We start from the raw sequence: 14,108 nt of genomic DNA on the forward strand, positions 1-14,108 counted from the left end.
AACAGAATAATTTTCTATTCAACAATGGATGAATTGCGCAGTTTCTTAAGAACGTTGGAGGAGCGCGGCAGGTTGTTGTATGTTCCTTTTCAATCGATATCTAAGGGGGCTAACATAGTAACATATAATGGCATCGATGATGTGCCGAATTTTGGAATTATAACTGAAAGAAATAACAGTATTCAGCATCGATATGCGCTACTGGAGAATCTTGAGGATGTGGAGCCTGATGATTTTGGAAATATCGATTCATCTACTTGTAAAGGCGCAATAGATGTGAAGCTGGGTGGTGTTCATTCTGAGGGGGTTCTTCTTCCAAGTGAATTTTCGTATCTACACAATTCTATCCACGCGGGAAATGTACTCAAAGCGGCGGGGCGGTGGACGCGCGGCTGGCGCAAAAAAGGTCCTATCAGAATTTCTTCCAAGGCGGCTCAACTCGCCAGCGACGGATATCGCCTGACCTCAGACCTGATGATGAATCGGGATCGAGACATCTCCATTTGAAATTGGAGTGTCTTGTTAAGCGGTCCAGAGGCGGAAAGGCCGCAGTGGCTTGGGCGAAATGCGCTCTGGCAAACCACACGGGCCATCATCCGGTTCCGCAACCGCGAGGGCGCCTTCCTCGTCCGCACCTACGACGCCCTCGACCGTCGCCTGACGGAAAAGGGCCTGTGGACCGACGGGGTGACGGCGGGCCATGCGTCCAGCCGCAGCTGGCGGATGCGGGACGCCAGCTTCGACTACTGGCCCTCCGGCCGGATGATCTCGGCGGCGACCAACCAGGTGACCAAGGCCTGGACCTACGACACCGCCGGCCGTCCGCTGACCCATGTGGCCTCGACGCCGGCCCCCAACGCGGCCAGCTACACCTTCACCTACACCTGGGACGTGGCCGGCAACCTGACCAGCGTCGCCTATCCGACGACGACGGGGATGCTCAACGCCGGGGCGCTGACGGCGACCTACGCCTACGACGCGCTTGGCCGGATGACCGGGGTGACGACGGCGGGGATCAAAGTCGCCTCGGCCAGCCTGACCTACGACACCCTGTCGCGGCGCAAGTCGGTCACCTTCGGGGACGGCAGCGCCCAGGCCTATGACTACGAGGCCGACGACGACCTCTCCTCGATCGCCCACACCTTCGCCACCGCCCCGACCACCCACAACGTCACCCTGACCTACGGCAACGACAGGCTGGGCCGGCAGGTCAGCGAGACGACGTCGAACGCCGCCTACCTGTACGACCCGCCGCTGGCCACCGGGGCCTATGGGGCGGCCACATCGCTGAACCAGTATCCGACGGTGGGATCGACGACCTACAGCTACACGCCCAACGACGCGGCCCTGCTGCCGTCGGGGTCGGTGACCCACGACGGGGTGCTGGCCTTCTTCTATGACGAGAAGGGCAACCTGACGAAGGCGCGCCAGGGGCTGGATAGCGCCAACAGCTTCGACCAGGACTACTTCGACGCCCTGGGGGTGCGCTGGTTCAGCTACCGCAGCGTGCCGGCGGCGTCCGATCCGCACCGCATCGAGCTGACCGACGGCCTGCGGCCCGAGGTGGCCTGGGAGCTGAACAGCACCACGGCCGAGGGCAGCTCGACCCCGGTGGTGGCCGGGGCCAGCTACTATGTCCTGGGCCCAAACCCGGACGAGCGGCTGATCTGGATCAACGGCGCGGAAGCCACGCTGAAGGCCCGCTACCCGCACACCAACCGCCGGGGCGACACCATCGCGCTGAGCAAGGACGGGGCGGCGGAGGTCAAGTTCAAGTACGGCCCGTTCGGCGAAAGCGCCGACAGCCCGGCCGGCTACGCCTGGCGGTTCACCGGCCAGCGGCTGAACGGCTGGACGGGGCTCTACCACTTCAAGGCGCGGGCCTATTCACCGGCCGTCGGGCGGTTCCTGCAGCCGGACCCGATTGGGTATGGGGATGGGCCGAACCTGTATGCGTATGTGCAGAATGATCCGCTTAACAGAATTGATTCCTTTGGCCTCCAGCAAACCGCAGTAGGGGCTATCTTCCAGGGCGTGCAAATCGGGCAAACCTGCGGCAGCGCAGAGAATCCAATGGCCTGTGGTGAAAAGGAGTATACGAATTCGCCTCAGTATGCCCAAAGCAAAGTATACGGTGAGGCGATGGGTATATATCTGACTGGTGGTCGGATGATATCCGCGAATATTACGCTCAAGGCGACGACGCCTTGGTGGCAGAGAGCTTTTAAGGGTGTTGCACGGTTCTTGGGATTTGAGAAAAAGCCCCGGCCGCATAAAATTTCCGTTCCCAGGAGCAAGTATCCGGAGTCGGCCGCACACATTGAGGACGCGCAGGCGGCCGGACGGCCCTCCACCCTTACGATCGATAGAGCAGGCGCGGCTGCTAGGCGTAGAGAGGCGATGGCTGGGCAGCCTCGGAGACCAGGATCGGATCGGGATGAATATCCGCCTGCCATGTTTGAGGAGGGCGGTACCGGATCAAGCGTGCGGCCAATTCGCCCCTCTGATAACCGTGGGGCGGGTGCTTGCATGGGCGCGCAATGCAGGGGCTTGCCCGATGGGACCAAAGTGGAAATAGTTCCCAAATGAACAAAGCGCTAGAAAGGCTCTGCATGTTGGGCGGCCCGGCGCTGTCGGCGTTTTCTGGTTTGCCGATCGGCTTGGAGGGAGGGCGTACATTGAGTCTTCTCCTCGAAATCAAGAATGGCTTCTTGGCCTTTGAATCAGCTCTTCATGTATTCGCGCTTGGTGCAGAGGCGGATTTTGATGATATTTTTAAAAGAAATACGGCGTTTACGCCGTTGAGTTGCTACAAGTTGGAGGGAACGGTATTTGCTGAAGATGTTTTTGGATTTCAGTATATTATCAGCGAGGGCGGTCGTGTATCATATCTAGATACAGAATCTGGTGTTAGTGAATTTGTTTCTGAAGATCTTGAGGGGTGGGCTGAGTACATATTTTCCAATGTGAATTTATCTACGGGATGGAATTTCGCCCGAGATTGGCAAGAGAAGAACGGCACTATAGGTGTTGGTAGGCGCCTATCGCCGAAGATTCCCTTTGTTCTAGGTGGTGAATATTCCCTCGATAATCTATTTTTGGGAAAAACTATTGAAGTATGCCAATTTAGGCTGAATTTGTATCGGCAGATAAAGCACCTTCCGGACGGGCAAGGGGTGGTGTTCGAGGTGGAGTAGGTTTGAAACCTGCTGCCGGCTTCACAAAGGGGGGCTCCGACGGGCTGACGGCATGACGACGGCGGGCGTCAAGGTGGCTGTGGCCGGCAACCTGACCAGCGTCGCCTATCCGACGACGGCCTCGCTCCGCCCCGAGGTCCCCCTCACGCCGATCCCGGCAGCGCCCGGTAGCGGAAGTCGCTCAGCACCGCCCGGCCGGTTCCCGCGGCGTAGACGCCGAGCTTGAGGCTGAGGAAGCCGCCGAAGACGTTGTGGTGCAGGCCGGAGACCTCCATGCGCATGCCGTTGCGGGTCCAGGTCGCGCCATCGTCCGAGGAGGTGGACCAGGTCACGACGTTGTCGATGTTGGCGACCTTCAGGCGAAGGCGGCGCGGCTTGTGGGCGATGCGCATCCAGGTCAGCTCCTCGGCGTGCTGGAAGGTCTTCAGCGTGGTCCCGGTGAAGCCGATGCCGACGAAGGCCTTGGGGTTGTAGAACAGCAGCAGGCCGGCCTCGGCCTCGCCCTCCAGCTCGAGGGTGATTTCGGCCTCATAGCGGCGGTCCCCGACCAGGCAGGCCAGCGGGGCCGAGTCGGCCGGTGAGGTTCCCTGGCCCCGCAGCACCAGGCCGGCCGGCTTGTAGCTGGCGCGTCGGGCGCTGTTCGGATCCTCCGTGTGGAAGGCCCATTGGACGCCCAGCCGGTTCGTGGAGAAGTCGTCGGAGAGGGCCGGGGCCGAGGGGCCCTTGCGGCCGCCGCGGGGGATAGGCAGGGGCCGGGAGAGGTCGCCGCCGCGGGCGTGGAACCAGCCGTCGGCCGTCCATTCCACCGGGTCGAGCAGGGTCTGGCGGCCCAGCGTCCGGTAGCCGTTCTCATAGCCGTGGTAGACCAGCCACCAGTCGCCGCCGGGGCCTTCGACCAGGGTGGCGTGGCCGCGCGACCACCAGGGCTCGGCCGCGTCGGTCGTGCGCACCAGCGGATTGTGCGGGCAGTGCTCCCACGGCCCATGGACCGAGCGCGAGCGGGCGGCGATGACCATATGGCCGGTCGGCGGCCCGGCCGTGCCGCCGATGGCGGTGACCAGGTAGAACCAGCCGTCCTTCCTGAGCAGCTTGGGCCCCTCCGGCGCGAAGCCCTCGACGATCCAGTCGTCCGGGTAGATCCATGGCGCATAGGCCTGTTCGAGCTGGCCGTCGGTGGCCAGGCCGTCGTCGGTCAGGCGGATCTTGCGGATGCCGTTGGTGAACAGGTAGCGCCGGCCGTCCTCGCCGACCACATGGCCGGGATCGATGCAGCCCTCGATCTTCAGGTCGACCGGCTCGCTCCAGGGGCCTCGGATGTCGTCGGCCCAGATGACGAAGATCGACCAGCCCTCATGCTTCGGGTCGGCCGGGATGTAGATGTAGTAGCGGCCCTCGTGCTTGATCAGGTCGACGGCCCAGATGACGCCGAGATAGCTGCGCAGGGCCGGGCCGATCGGCGCCCAGTTCACCAGGTCGGTCGAATGCCAGATGACCAGTCCCGGATAGGACAGGAAGGACGAGAAGGTCATGTAGTAGTCGTCGCCATCCTTGAGGATGGTCGGGTCCGGGTGGTCGCCGGCGACGATGGGGTTCTGGAAGAAGCCGTTGCCCAGGTCGGCCTTGCGCTGGCCCTCGGCCCCGGCGCCCCAGCGAGGCCCCTGCGGCGCGGGCCGTGGGGGCTGCGGCTGGGCGGCGGCTATCGATGGCGCCGCCAGGGCTCCGGCCAGGGCGGCCTTGAACAGGCTGCGCCGGGGCAGGGTCATGGACGCCGGTCCAGCTCGATCATCACCACGTCATGGTCGCGCATCGGCAGTTTGAGCGAGGCCTTGCCGTCGGCGCCGACCTCGACGGTCTGGCGAACCGGCGTGTCGGTGGTCAGCGCCTGCAGCTGGGCCAGCTGGTCAGGGGTCAGCTTCTCCGGCCGGCCCATCTCCAGATAGGCGGTGTAGGCGTCGTTCTGCTTGAAGCCGGTCCGCCGGATGCGCGCCTCGTAGCGCCCGGGCTTCAGGCCCTTGACGGTCAGGGCCAGGGGCGGGCCTTCGGCGGCCGGGCGCACCTGGCGGAAGAAGGGCCGGTTGCTGACCGGCTGGTCGGGCAGCAGGTCGCGCCAGGCCAGGACCTGCACCGTCCTGCCCTTCAGGGCGGCGATGGCCTGGTCGTCGCCGGTCGCCAGCTCGCGGTCGCCCAGCTCATTGAGGTATTTGAAGGCGAACCAGGTCGCCTTGCGGATGCCGTCCGGGGTCATCAGGCCGAAGCCGCCGTCGAAGGGGCGGGTCTGCGGGCCCGGCTCCTCGAACAGGTCGCTGAAGGCCCAGTAGCTCATCCCCTGCGCATTCGGCTCGCTCTGGCGCAGCTTGGAGAGGATGTAGGCGGCGCCGAAGTAGTCGTCGTGGACCGGGTCGCGCGGATTATAGCTGGTGCTCCATTCGGTGTAGTAGAGCGGCAGACCGGGGCGTGTGGAGGCCTCGATTTCGCCGCGCATCCGGCGCACGCCGCCGCTGATGGCGTCGGGGTTGCGCGACAGCTTGTTGTCGCCCTCGCCCTTTTCGTCCAGGAAGCCGCCATCGACGCCGTAGGTGTGGGCGCTGACGAAGTCGACGGGCAGGCCGTGCTTGTCGGCGTAGGCCAGGAAGTCCGGCGTCCAGAGCGAGCTGGCCGCCGACGGACCGCCGACCCGCAGCTTGGGGTCGACGGCCTTGATGGCTCGCGCGGTGCGGCCGTAATAGTCGAAATAGGCGGCCTGGTCGGCCCCCTCCCAGAAGCCGGCGAGGTCGGGTTCATTCCAGAACTCGAAATACCAGGTCCGCACTTCCTCGGCCCCGTAGCGGGCGATCAGATGGCGCACGAAGGCGTCGATCAGGCCCGTCCACTTCTCCGGCTGCGGATGGGAGGTGTTGCCCTTCCAGTAGAAGAGGGTCTGGTTGGAGGTCTTCATCGCATCGGGGGTGAATCCCAGCTCGATGAACGGCTTGATCTTCATGGCCAGCAGCCGGTCGTAGAGATGGTCGATGCGGCTGAAGTCGTAGACCGGCTTGCCGTCCACCTCGCGGTAGACGCCCATGTCGTCGTGGAAGATGTCGTGGAAGCGGATGTAGCGGAAGCCGAGCTCCTCGCTCACCGTCTTCAGCTGCGCCAGGCTGTCCTCGCGGATCAGAGTGCCCGGATAGTCCGACCCAACCGAGAACTGGGCCATGCGGTTGCGCGGCGTGGTCGGGCCGTCGGCCTGGACGACGATGGTGCGGGTTCCGGTCTTGCCGACCTCGGCGGCGTGCGCGCAGCCGGCGGTGGCGGCGAGGATGGCCGAGCAGGCCAGAGCGGTCCACGAGCGCAGCAGTCTCATCGTCTTCTCCTGGGCGGGCTTCATGTTTCGGCGCTCCCATCCGGCTGCCTGAAAACAGCGTCCCGTGATGAAGGGTATTGGGGCGCCGTCCGCATGCGATTGGCTTGAAACACCTATGTTTCCCCCATGGAATTGCCATGCCCGTCGCTTGTTTCGCGACGTGGACCGACCTTCCCACACGGTCGGAGGCAGGGGTCGGCGCAGTTAGGTTGCACGACTTGTGGGCATTGAAAAGCAATTTCTGTTAGCGCTACCATCGGGCGGGGACTGCCAAAAATCGATTGACATATGTCAGAGTAATGGCCTCATCGTCGCGCCTGGAGTTCCGACATGCCCCTTCGCCTGGTCCAGTATCGCCTGGAGGCCGGCGGCCGCGCCGTGGCCGCGATGGCGGACGTCGGGCCGGCCCGGCGGCTGGTCGGGGTCGACAGCGTCTATGCCCTGGCCCTGGAGGCGTTGGACGCCGGAAGCGCCCTGTCCAATCTCGCCGAAACCCGGATGACCGGCGAGATCGTCGACCTGGAGGCCGCCGAGGCGCAGGGGCGGCTGCTGGCTCCGATCGACCACCCCGATCCGGCGCACCTGAAGCTGACCGGCACCGGCCTGACCCATCTCGGTTCGGCGGAAGGGCGGGACCGGATGCACAAGGCCGCCGCGGCCGGGGCGGAGACGGACTCCATGCGCATGTTCCGGATGGGGCTGGAGGGCGGCAAGCCGGCCGTGGGCCAGGTCGGCGCCCAGCCTGAGTGGTTCTACAAGGGCGATGGGTCAGGCCTGACGGCGCCGGGCCACCCGCTGGTCTCCCCGGTCTTCGCCCTCGATGGCGGCGAGGAGCCCGAGATCGCCGGCCTCTACATCATCGATGGCGCCGGCGCGCCCAGGCGGCTGGGCTTCGCGCTGGCCAACGAGTTCTCCGACCATGTGACCGAGCGCGGCAACTACCTGTGGCTGGCCCATTCCAAACTGCGCGCCGCCGCCGTCGGCCCGGAACTGCGGCTGGGGCCGTTGCCGCAGGAGGTGAGGGGCGTCAGCCGTATCCTGCGCGACGGCGCCGTGCTCTGGGAGAAGCCCTTCCTGTCCGGCGAGGCCAACATGTCCCACAGCCTGGCCAATCTGGAGCATCACCACTTCAAGTACGGCCTGTTCCGCCGGCCGGGCGATGTGCACATCCATTTCTACGGCACGGCGACCTTGTCGTTCGCCGATGGCGTCCAGACCCGGGCCGGCGACCGGTTCGAGATCGAGGCCGATCCCTTCCGCATGCCGCTGCGCAACAGCCTCGAGGTCGCCGCGCCGGAGGATCTGCGTGTCACGGCCCTGTAGCGGCAACCGGCGCGGGGCTTTACTGTGACAAGTTGCGCCGCAGGACCAAACCCCATGGACGAGCCGTCAGATCTCGAAGAGCGTGAAGCCCCGGCCGATCCGCGCCGCAGCGCCAAGGAGCCTGGACGCCGGCTGCACGGGGCCATCGCCAACATGCTGGGCTCGGCCATCCTGGCCGGCGAGCATGCGCCAGGCGATACGCTGTCGGGCGAGGTCGCCTTCTCCGAAGCGCTCGATGTGTCCCGCAACGCCTACCGCGAGGCGATCCAGGTGCTGGCCGCCAAGGGCCTGGTGGAGAGCCGGCCCAAGACCGGCACCAAGGTGCTGCCGAGGAACCGCTGGAACCTGCTCGACCCGGCGGTTCTGGGCTGGGCGTTTTCCGGCCAGCCGGACCTGCGGCTGATCCGCAGCCTGTTCGAGCTGCGGGCGGTGATCGAACCGGCCGCCGCCCGCATGGCGGCCGAGCGCCGCGACAAGGCCGACCTCAAGGCGATGAAGGAGGCGCTGAACGGCATGCGCCACCACACCCTGGCGACCGAGGCGGGCCGGGCGGCGGACCGCGACTTCCACAACGCCATCCTGCAGGCCACCCAGAACGACGCCCTGGTCACCTTGAGCGCCAGCATCGGCGCGGCGGTGGCCTGGACCACCCAGTTCAAGCAGCGCACCCGGGCCCTGCCGCGCAATCCGATCCCGGATCACGCGCGGGTCTACGACGCGATTCTGGCGCAGGATCTGGACGCGGCCGAGAGCGCCATGCGTGACCTGGTCGCCCTGGCGGCGGACGATACGCGGCTGGCGATGGACGTCGAGGCCGCGGCCGGGCGCGCCTCGGAAGACTAGGGGGCCGCCGGGGCGACCGACACGCGATAGATCATCACGTGGCGATAGGGATGCTTGGGGTCGACCCGGGCGGAGACGAAGCTCGGCTCATTGGGCGCGTTGGGGAACTTCTGAGGCTCCAGGGCGATGCCGTCCCCCATGCGATAGACGTGGCCCGCCTTGCCGGCCAGGGTCCCGTCGAGGAAGTTGCCGGTGTAGAGCTGCAGGCCCGGCTCGGTGGTGAACACCTCCAGCACCCGGCCAGACGCAGGGTCCTCGAGGCGTGCGGCCAGCTCGGGCTTGGAGGTCAGGCCCTTGTCCAGGGCGAAGTTGTGGTCGTAGCCACGCCCGATGCGGATCTGCTCGTCGCGTCCGTCGCGCAGGCTCTCGGCGATGAGGCGCGAGCTGCGGAAATCGAACACCGTGCCGGCGACGGCCCGACGTTCGCCGGTCGGGATCAGGGTGGCGTCCACCGGCGTATAGGCGCCGGCCGGGATGGTCAGGCGATGCAGCATCGCGCCCTCCGGAGAGCCCTCGCCGGCCAGGTTGAAGATGGCGTGGTTGGTCATGTTGACCACCGTCGGCCGGTCGGTGCGACCCTCGAAGGCGATCTCCAGCGCGCCGTCATCGCCCAGCGAATAGGTGACGGTGGTCTCGAACCGGCCGGGATAGCCGGCGTCGCCGTCCGGACTGGTCAGCGCCAGGGTCACCCGCGCCCGCTTGCCGCTGTCGACCGACACCACCCGCCACAGCTGGACGTCGAACCCCTTGCCGCCGCCATGCAGCGAATTGGGGCCGTTGTTCAGCGGCAGCTGGTAGGCCTGGCCGTCCAGGGTGAAGCGGCCGCCGGCGATGCGGTTGGCGTAGCGCCCGACGGTGACCCCGAAGAAGTTGGGGCGGGCCTCGTAGTCGGCCACCGCGTCATGACCGAGCACGATATCGGCCAGGACGCCCTTGCGGTCCGGCGCGGTCATCGACTGCAGGGTCGCGCCATAGGTCAGAATCCGGGCCGACACGCCGCCAGCATTGGTGAGCACGATCGCCTCGACCGCCCGTCCGTCCTTCAGCGCCCCGGCGGCTTCGCGCCGCGCCTCCGCCGCCGCGGCCGGCGACACCGCCAGCAAGGCGACCAGCGCCACCAATCCGCCGAACTTCATCCCGGCCATGGCCCGGTCTCCCCATCAAAGCGAGCGTCGTTGACCCGTCTCTGCCTCGAATATACTCTGACAAATAACCGATGAGCAACCGGCGCCAGGAACGCGGCGGACGTCGAGAGGAAACCCTATGCCCGCCTTGCCTTCGACAGCCGCGCCGTCGCCCGCGCCAGGGACCGCTTCAAAGGGCCGCCCAGCCTATCTGTCGGCCCTGATCCTGCTGGCCAGCCTCTTCTTCATGTGGGGCTTCATCACCGTCATCAACAACACCCTGCTGCCGCACCTGCGCAGCGTGTTCGTGCTCGACTACACCCGCACGACGCTGATCGAATCGGTCTGGTTCATCGCCTACTTCGTGGCCTCGATCCCGTCGGCCAAGCTGATCGAGCGCATCGGCTACCAGCGCGCCATCGTCGTCGGCCTGGTCGCCATGGCAGTCGGGGCGCTGATGATGATCCCGGCGGCGCGCTTCGCCTCCTACCTCCTGGTGCTGACCGCCCTGTTCGTCATCGCCAGCGGCATCACCCTCTTGCAGGTGGCGGCCAACCCCTATGTCGCGGTGATCGGGCCGCCGGAGACCAGCTCCTCGCGCCTGAACCTGGTCCAGGCCTTCAACTCGCTGGGCACCACCCTGGCGCCGCTGTTCGCCGGCTATCTCATCCTCGGCCGGTCCAAGGGCGGCACCTCGGACGCGGCGACCATCCTGACGGCGGCCGAGCGCCATGCCGACGCCCAGTCGGTGATCCTGCCCTATGCGATCGTCGCCGCCGTGCTGATCGTGCTGGCGGTGGTCATCGCCCGCTTCCCGCTGCCGGTCATCGGCCAGGCGACCCACCGCGCCTCGCGCGAGGCCCGCAAGGGGCTGTCGCTCTGGCAGCACCGCAACCTGGTCTGGGGCGTGCCGGCCATCTTCATCTACCTGATCGCCGAGATCGGGGTGGCCAACCTGTTCATCAACTTCGTGTCGCAGCCGGACATCGCCGACATCACCCATGAGCAGGCGTCCCGCTATCTCGCCATCCTCTGGGGCGGGATGATGGTGGGCCGGTTCATCGGCAGCTTCTGCATGCGGCGGGTGCGGGCCGAGCATGTGCTGGCGGTGTTCGCGGTCGGGGCCTTCCTCGTCATGCTGGTGGCCAGCTTCGCGAGCGGGCCGGTGGCCATGTGGGCCCTGATCGCCGTCGGTTTCTTCCACTCGATCATGTTCCCGACCATCTTCACCCTGGGCATCCGCGGGCTGGGCCCGCTGACCGAGGAGGGGTCGGGCCTGCTGATCATGGCCATCGCCGGCGGCGCCCTGGTCATCGTCCAGGGCTGGCTGGCCGATACGGTCGGCCTGCAGCTGTCCTTCCTGCTGACGGCGGTGTGCGAGCTCTATGTGCTGTTCTACGCCCTCTGGGGGAGCAAGCCGACGCACGCCCTGCCTGACCCGGAGCCGGCGGCGGAAGCCATCGTCTCCGGGCATTGACCATGAGCCATCCTCTGACCCGACGCGGCGCCGTCACGCTGGGGATGGCCGGCGCGCTCGCGCTTGCGACGGACGCTTCCGGGGCCGCCGCGCGCCTGTTGGCGCCGCGTCCGCCGATGGGCTGGAACAGCTGGAACAGCTTCGCCACCACCATCAACGAGGCCCAGGCCCGCGAGATCGCCACGATCATGCGGGACCGGCTGCTGCCCTCGGGCTACGACGTCTTCACCATCGACATCCAGTGGTACGAGCCGCAGGCGTCCAGCTACAACTACAACAGCAACCCCGTGCCGGAGATGGACGGCTTCGGACGCCTGCTGCCGGCCCCCAATCGCTTCCCCTCCAGCCGCGGCGGCGCCGGGTTCGCGCCCCTGGCCGCCGAGGTCCACGCCATGGGGCTGAAGTTCGGCCTCCACCTGATGCGCGGCATCCCGCGCCTGGCGGTGGAGCGGAACCTGCCGGTGCTCGGCACGGCGCAGCATGCCCGCGACATCGCCGACACCGCCAGCATCTGCCCCTGGAACCCGGACATGTACGGCGTCGACATGCGCCGGCCGGGCGCCCAGGCCTACTACGACAGCGTCTTCGCCCTCTATGCGTCCTGGGGCGTCGACTTCATCAAGATGGACGACATGAGCCGGCCCTATGACGCCGTCCAACGGCTGGAGATCGAGGCCGCGCACCGGGCGATCGCCAAGACCGGCCGGCCGATCATCCTCAGCCTGTCGCCGGGCGAGACGCCGCTGGCCCAGGCCGACCATGTCGCGCGCCATGCCCAGATGTGGCGGATCAGCGACGATTTCTGGGATAGCTGGGATCTGCTCGAGGCCCAGTTCGACCGCCTGGCCAACTGGAACCCCCATCGCCGGCCCGGAGCCTGGCCCGACGCCGACATGCTGCCGCTGGGCCGGCTGGCGCTCGGCGAGCGGGACAGCAAATTCACGCACGCCGAACAACAGACCCTGATGACCCTGTGGTCGATCGCGCGCTCGCCGCTGATCATGGGCGGCGATCTGCGGCATCTGGACGAGGCGACTCTGGCGCTGTTGACCAATCCCTCGGTCCTGGCCGTCAACCAGTCGTCGCGGGATAATCGCCCGTTGCCGTCACCGGCGCACGCGCGGGTGTGGACCGCGCGGCCACAGTCCGGGCCGGACGCCTATGTCGCGCTGTTCAATACGGGCCCGGCCGAGGCGACGGTCGGTGTCGCGCTCGCCGATCTGGGACTCGCCAAGGGGGCGGTCGTTCAAGATCTCTGGACCGGCGAAAGCCTGGGCATGACACACCGCGAACTCTCACGGCCGCTGCCGGCCCATGGGGCGGGCCTGTACCGCCTGGTCCCGGCCTAGCCGGCCATCGCGCCGCGGATGTAGGAATCGATGGTTCCGGCGCAGCCGATGTGGTCGTCCTGGCCGCCTTCGCTGAAGCGGTGGATGGTGTCGAGGATGGTTGGGCCGGGCCGCCCGCAGGCGCAGGTCCCGGTGAAATCGACCTGCACCTTGTCGCCGGAGATCAGCCCGCCCCAGCGGCCCTCGTAGACCAGGTCGAGGAAGGCGAAGCGGCCGGTGACGACGCCGTCCCGGCCGTCCTCCGGTCCCAGCAGACGCTCGCCGGCCTCGTCGAGCAGCAGCCAGATCAGGCTGGGCGGACGGTGGTAGCGCATGTGCTGGCAGCGCGGCATGATCGAGGCCAGCTCGGTCATGCCATAGGCCCCGCCGCGCACGACGTTGCCGTAGAAGCGGTAGACGTCTTCCTTGTAGGTCGGCGGCAGCACAACGCCCTTCACCCCGCCGCCGGCGTTGATCAGGCTCTGCGGGTGGAACTCGCCGTCGCCGACGCCCATGCGCCAGGCCCGCTCGATGATCATCAGGTGCTGGGCCCACTGGGCGCTCATCATGATCGGCTCATGGCGGTGGGCGACGATCTTCTCGGCCAGCTCTTCGGTCGCCAGCCGCATGCGCTCGCGCTTGGCGGCGCCCTCCTGCTCGGCCGCCTCGATCTCGCCCGGGCTGGCCGTGCCCTGGGCCATCCGGTGCCGGAGGGAGGCCATGCGGCTGATGTCGCCGATGCGGATCGGCTCGTCGGTCAGGAAGTGGGCGGCGCCGGGGCGGGCCCAGGCGGCGACGTTGTTGTGATAGGCCTCGACGGCGCTGTTGTAGCCGACGCTGGGGCCGACGATGAACACCGGCCGGCTCTTGTCTGCCTTCAGGTAGGGCCAGCCGGAGATGGCCCCGGCGTGCCGGCGCTTGAGTTCGGCGTCGCCTTGCGTGTGGTTCAGGAAGGAGACCTTGCCGGTCGTGCCGCTGGTCGCCTGTACCATGTGGCCATCGGCCCGCAGTCGCTCGATCCAGTCATCGACGTCCTGCACGCCCTCGACATCGACGCCGGTGACGTCCCGCACCGACAGGGTCTGCAGCCATTGCAGCATGCGGTCCCAGCGGCCGTTTTCGACGAAGGAGGGCGGATAGGATTTGTAGCTGGTGTGGGCGAACAGCAGCGGCACGAGGTCGGCGAGGGAGTCGATTTGATCGATGCCGGCCTCTTCGGCCCTGCGGCGGACGACGGCGATCTGCTCGCGGCGTTCGGCGAACAGCTCCCGGGCGGCGGCCAGCTGCTTGGCCTCGATATCGGCGACGCCGCGGTCGAAGACCCCCGGCGCGGTCAATTCGTCGAGAAGGTCCTGGCGAACCGACATGTCCACTGCCTCCCGGGCGCTCAAGTTACCGGACGACGGTGGAGCGACGCTGACGGGCCCACGAGGGGCGGTCAGGACAGAAGACGGGGCGATCCGGACAGCGGCGCCG

11 protein-coding genes are annotated in these 14,108 nt (G+C 66.8%); 7 read left to right on the forward strand and 4 right to left on the reverse strand.

The features are described 5' to 3' along the window. The first annotated feature begins 24 nt into the window (after positions 1-24). Genes AC1RSK_RS03345 through AC1RSK_RS03355 form a run of 3 tightly spaced genes read left to right on the forward strand, consistent with a single transcriptional unit; the run spans position 25 to position 3,197 of the window. Entirely contained in the window at positions 25-507 is a 483-nt protein-coding gene (locus tag AC1RSK_RS03345; RefSeq protein WP_492905523.1) for a hypothetical protein, read from the forward strand. Between the two features lie 12 nt (positions 508-519). Beyond that, entirely contained in the window at positions 520-2,589 is a 2,070-nt protein-coding gene (locus AC1RSK_RS03350; RefSeq protein ID WP_492905525.1) for an RHS repeat-associated core domain-containing protein, read from the forward strand. Further along, positions 2,586-3,197, forward strand: a complete 612-nt coding sequence (locus AC1RSK_RS03355; RefSeq protein ID WP_492905527.1) for a hypothetical protein — start codon at positions 2,586-2,588, stop codon at positions 3,195-3,197. Before AC1RSK_RS03350 ends, AC1RSK_RS03355 begins: the two co-directional genes overlap by 4 nt. Before the next feature lie 143 nt (positions 3,198-3,340). Here the strand turns inward: AC1RSK_RS03355 and AC1RSK_RS03360 are convergent, their stop codons facing one another. Together AC1RSK_RS03360 and AC1RSK_RS03365 are read right to left on the reverse strand one after the other, a co-directional pair. Further along, positions 3,341-4,960, reverse strand: a complete 1,620-nt coding sequence (locus tag AC1RSK_RS03360) for a family 43 glycosylhydrolase (protein ID WP_492905529.1) — start codon at positions 4,958-4,960, stop codon at positions 3,341-3,343. Next, positions 4,957-6,537 carry a GH39 family glycosyl hydrolase gene (locus AC1RSK_RS03365; protein WP_492905531.1) on the reverse strand — a complete coding sequence of 527 codons (1,581 nt, stop codon included), beginning with the start codon at positions 6,535-6,537 and terminating at the stop codon, positions 4,957-4,959. The genes AC1RSK_RS03360 and AC1RSK_RS03365 overlap by 4 nt, the downstream gene beginning before the upstream one ends. A 330-nt stretch (positions 6,538-6,867) precedes the next feature. Here AC1RSK_RS03365 and araD1 point away from each other — a divergent pair, with 330 nt between their 5' ends. Then, positions 6,868-7,860, forward strand: a complete 993-nt coding sequence (gene araD1, locus AC1RSK_RS03370) for an AraD1 family protein (RefSeq protein ID WP_492905532.1) — start codon at positions 6,868-6,870, stop codon at positions 7,858-7,860. 54 nt (positions 7,861-7,914) lie between these two features. Further along, complete coding sequence (locus tag AC1RSK_RS03375; protein ID WP_492905534.1) at positions 7,915-8,703, forward strand: FadR/GntR family transcriptional regulator; 789 nt, start codon at positions 7,915-7,917, stop codon at positions 8,701-8,703. Here AC1RSK_RS03375 and AC1RSK_RS03380 read toward each other — a convergent pair. Further along, positions 8,700-9,848 carry an aldose epimerase family protein gene (locus AC1RSK_RS03380; RefSeq protein ID WP_492905536.1) on the reverse strand — a complete coding sequence of 383 codons (1,149 nt, stop codon included), beginning with the start codon at positions 9,846-9,848 and terminating at the stop codon, positions 8,700-8,702. The two genes, AC1RSK_RS03375 and AC1RSK_RS03380, sit on opposite strands and share 4 nt — an antisense overlap. A 118-nt stretch (positions 9,849-9,966) precedes the next feature. On the opposite strand from AC1RSK_RS03380, the gene AC1RSK_RS03385 reads away from it, so the two are divergent. Next, complete coding sequence (locus AC1RSK_RS03385) at positions 9,967-11,304, forward strand: sugar MFS transporter (RefSeq protein ID WP_492905538.1); 1,338 nt, start codon at positions 9,967-9,969, stop codon at positions 11,302-11,304. 2 nt (positions 11,305-11,306) lie between these two features. After that, positions 11,307-12,653, forward strand: coding sequence for a glycoside hydrolase family 27 protein (locus AC1RSK_RS03390; RefSeq protein ID WP_492905540.1), 1,347 nt, complete (start codon positions 11,307-11,309; stop codon positions 12,651-12,653). Here AC1RSK_RS03390 and AC1RSK_RS03395 read toward each other — a convergent pair. Further along, on the reverse strand, positions 12,650-13,999 hold the full coding sequence (locus AC1RSK_RS03395) for a hypothetical protein (protein ID WP_492905542.1): 1,350 nt from the start codon (positions 13,997-13,999) through the stop codon (positions 12,650-12,652). The genes AC1RSK_RS03390 and AC1RSK_RS03395 overlap by 4 nt on opposite strands. Positions 14,000-14,108: the final 109 nt, after the last annotated feature.

This window comes from Caulobacter sp. GW821-FHT11A05 (genome assembly GCF_058809015.1).